General features: G+C 75.8%; 2 protein-coding genes and 1 pseudogene. All 3 read left to right on the top strand.

The window, feature by feature from the left end; all coding sequences use genetic code 11:
- Positions 1-87 precede the first annotated feature (87 nt).
- Entirely contained in the window at positions 88-1,746 is a 1,659-nt protein-coding gene (locus tag RZ84_RS13605) for a beta-N-acetylhexosaminidase (RefSeq protein ID WP_052229929.1), read from the top strand.
- Positions 1,747-1,976: 230 nt separating this feature from the next.
- Entirely contained in the window at positions 1,977-2,873 is an 897-nt protein-coding gene (locus RZ84_RS13600; RefSeq protein ID WP_043264539.1) for an FAD binding domain-containing protein, read from the top strand.
- Positions 2,870-3,598, top strand: a pseudogene (locus RZ84_RS39710) ((2Fe-2S)-binding protein); the annotation flags it as partial. The gene RZ84_RS13600 and the pseudogene RZ84_RS39710, both read left to right, overlap by 4 nt.

Raw genomic sequence — 3,598 nt, 5'->3', positions numbered from 1 at the left:
CGGGCCCCGCCGGTCTGGCTGATCCCGCCGGGACACCGACCGGTGCGGCGGGTTTTCCGCCGTGCCGGGGCGGTGAGGATTGACGCCGTGACAGAAGTACGGACCAATCCTGACCGCGGCGGCGACACGGCGCTGATCCCGGCACCGCTGAGCGTCGACGGGCCGCACCCCGGGACCGTACGGCTCGGCGGGCAGACCGCACTGGCCGCCGCCCCCGGGACCGAGGACACCGCGCACTGGCTGCGCGGCACCCTCGGCGACGCCTTCGGGCTGCCGCTGCCGCCCGGCTCCGGCGAGGCGTCCGACACCCTCGCGCTGGCCCTCGACCCGGCCCTGCCCGCGGAGGGCTACCGCCTGGAGGCCGACGCCCGCTGGGGCGTGCGCATCGCCGGCGGCGGCCCGGCCGGTGTCTTCTGGGGCGCCCAGACACTCCGTCAACTCCTCGGCCCGGACGCCTTCCGCCGCGCCCCGCTCGCCCCCGGCCGGCCGGCCGCCCTGCCCGAGCAGACCGTCGAGGACGCCCCGCGCTTCGGCTGGCGCGGCCTGATGCTCGACGTCGCCCGGCACTTCCTGCCCAAGGACGGCGTGCTCCGCTACATCGACCTGCTGGCCGCGCACAAGCTGAACGTCCTGCACCTCCACCTCACCGACGACCAGGGCTGGCGGATCGAGATCCGCCGCTACCCGAAGCTGACCGAAACCGGCGCCTGGCGCGAGCGCACCAAGCTCGGCCACCGGGCCTGCCCCCTCTGGGACCCGCGCCCGCACGGCGGTTACTACACCCAGGACGACCTCCGCGAGATCGTCGCCCACGCGGCCCGGCGGCAGATCACCGTCGTCCCCGAAATCGACATCCCCGGCCACTCCCAGGCCGCCATCGCGGCATACCCGGAACTGGGCAACACCGACGTCATCGACACCACCTCCCTGAAGGTCTGGGACACCTGGGGCGTCAACCCCAACGTACTGGCGCCCACCGACACCACCCTGCGCTTCTACGAGCACGTGCTGGAGGAGGTGCTGGAGCTCTTCCCCTCGCGGTTCGTGCACCTGGGCGGCGACGAGTGCCCCAAGGACCAGTGGAAGGCGTCGCCGGCCGCCCAGGAGCGGATCGCCGCACTGTCCCTGGACGGTGAGGACGGCCTCCAGAGCTGGTTCGTCGGGCACTTCGACCGCTGGCTCACCGCCCGCGGACGGCGCCTCATCGGCTGGGACGAAATCCTGGAAGGGGGTCTGGCGGAGGGCGCCGCGGTGTCCTCCTGGCGCGGCTGCGCGGGCGGCGTCGCCGCGGCCAAATCCGGCCACGACGTCGTCATGTGCCCCGAGCAGCAGGTGTATCTGGACCACCGTCAGCACGCCTCCTCCGACGAGCCGGTGCCGATCGGTTACGTCCGCACCCTGGAGGACGTCTACCGATTCGAGCCGGTGCCGCCGGAGCTGACGGACGAGCAGGCCGGACATGTCCTGGGCACCCAGGCCAACGCCTGGACCGAGGTCATGGACAGTCAGCAGCGCCTCGACTACCAGGTCTTCCCGCGGCTGGCCGCGCTCGCCGAGGTCGCCTGGTCCCGGCTGCCCGCCCCGCGCCTGCGCGACTACGAGGACTTCGGCCGCCGGATGACCGCCCACTACGCCCGGCTCGACGCGCTCGGCGTCGACTACCGCCCGCCTGGCGGCCCGCACCCCTGGCAGCGGCGCCCCGGCCTGCTCGGACGCCCGATCGACGGGACGCCCCCGAACGTGTGAGCCGCCGCCCGAGGCCGGCGCCCGTGCGGCCGGACCCTGCGACGGTGGTGCCCGCTCACCGGCGCGGCGGACGAATCCGGACCAGCCCCCTCTTCGGGGACGGATCGTCGCTTCGCGGACCCTCGCGTACCGGGCCCGCGAAGATGTGCCAGAGTTGCCACGTCCGGGCTCTGAGCACGTACCGTACGGCGGAGCGGAACTGCCGGGACACCGGGGAAGGGGCAGCTGGGTTGACCACGCACGCACCGCACGCGTCGCAAACGGTGACGTTGCCGGCCTCGCTCGACGAGGCGGTGGCGGCACTGACCGCCATGCCCGCCGCCGTGCCCGTCGCGGGCGGCACGGACCTCATGGCGGCGGTCAACGCCGGACTCCTCAGACCGGCGGGCCTGGTGGGACTCGGCCGGATCAGCGAGATCCGCGGCTGGCAGTACCTGGACGGCCATGCGCTGCTCGGCGCCGGCCTCACCCTCGCCCGTATGGGGCGCCCCGACTTCGCCGCCCTCATCCCGGGCCTGGCCGCCGCCGCCCGCGCGGCCGGCCCGCCGCAGATCCGCAACGCCGGGACCCTCGGCGGCAACATCGTGACCTCCGCCGCCACCGGCGACACCCTTCCGGTGCTCGCCGCCCTGGAGGCCACCGTCATCATCGCCGGCCCCGAGGGCACCCGCCGCGAGATCCCGGTCAGCCACCTGCTGACCGGCCGCGAGATGCTCCAGCCCGGCGAACTCGTCGGCTTCGTACGGGTGCCGCTGCTGCACGCCCCGCAGACCTTCCTCAAGGCCACCGGGCGCACCGGCCCCGGCCGGGCCACCGCCTCGGTCGCGCTGGTCCTGGACCCGGCCCGGCGCAATGTGCGCTGTGCGGTCGGCGCGGTCGCCGCGATGCCGCTGCGCCCCCTGGAGGCCGAGCAGTGGGTGGCCTCGCTCATCGACTGGGACGGCGAACGCGGCCTGGTCCCCGAGGCGCTGGCCGCGTTCGGCGACTACGTGGCCGCCGCCTGCATCCCCGATCCGGCGCCGCCGCAGGACGGTTCGGAGGCGGCGACCCTGCCGCCGGCCGCGCTGCACCTGCGCCGTACGGTGGCAGCACTGGCCCGCCGCGCACTTGGGAGGGCGCTCTCGTGACCGACGCAGACAACCGCCATCCGCGGCAGCCGCACCCCGAACAGGGCTGGCAGCGGCTCCCGCAGGGCGGCGAGTACGAGTCGGAGGCGACCGCCTTCGTCCAGCTCCCGGAAGGCTTCACCACGGGGGCGTACGGGGCCGGGTACGGCACTCCGGGCCAGGACCCGCTCGCCGCGCCCGGCCACGGCTACACCCCGCCGGCCTCGTTCACCCAGCACACCGCCGCGCCCCCGGTTGCCGGCGCGGGCACCGACCCGGCGGCGACCGGGCAGTGGACGATGCCGTTCGCGGACCCGTCGGCCGGATACGCCGACCCGTCCGCCGGGTACGCCGCGACGGACCGGGCGGAGCACTCCCCGGCCCACCGGGACCCGTCCGCGGGCTATCAGGCGGGCGCCCCGGAAGCGGCCCGGCCGTGGGGCGGTGAGCAGGTCGACTGGCCCGTCGCGGGCAGCGCGGAGGCCACCGGCGCGGCCTGGACGGTCCCGGCGGCGGACGACGTCCTGGAGGAGTCCGGCGAGTACCTGGTCGGCGACGACCGGCGGACCGGGCCCGGCGGCGCCGCGCTCTACGAGGACGGCGGGTACGGCGGTTACGGCGCGGCGCCGCACGACGCCGCCGGGCCCGCGGCCGGCGCCGGGCAGCCGGGCGGCACCGGGCACTGGAACCTCGCGGCCGGCCTGAACGCCACGAGCGGCGGCGGGACTGCCGACACCGGCGGCGCC

It is taken from the genome of Streptomyces sp. CT34 (genome assembly GCF_000805335.1).
GTDB lineage: Bacteria > Actinomycetota > Actinomycetes > Streptomycetales > Streptomycetaceae > Streptomyces.
This window is presented reverse-complemented; position numbering and strand designations above follow the sequence as displayed.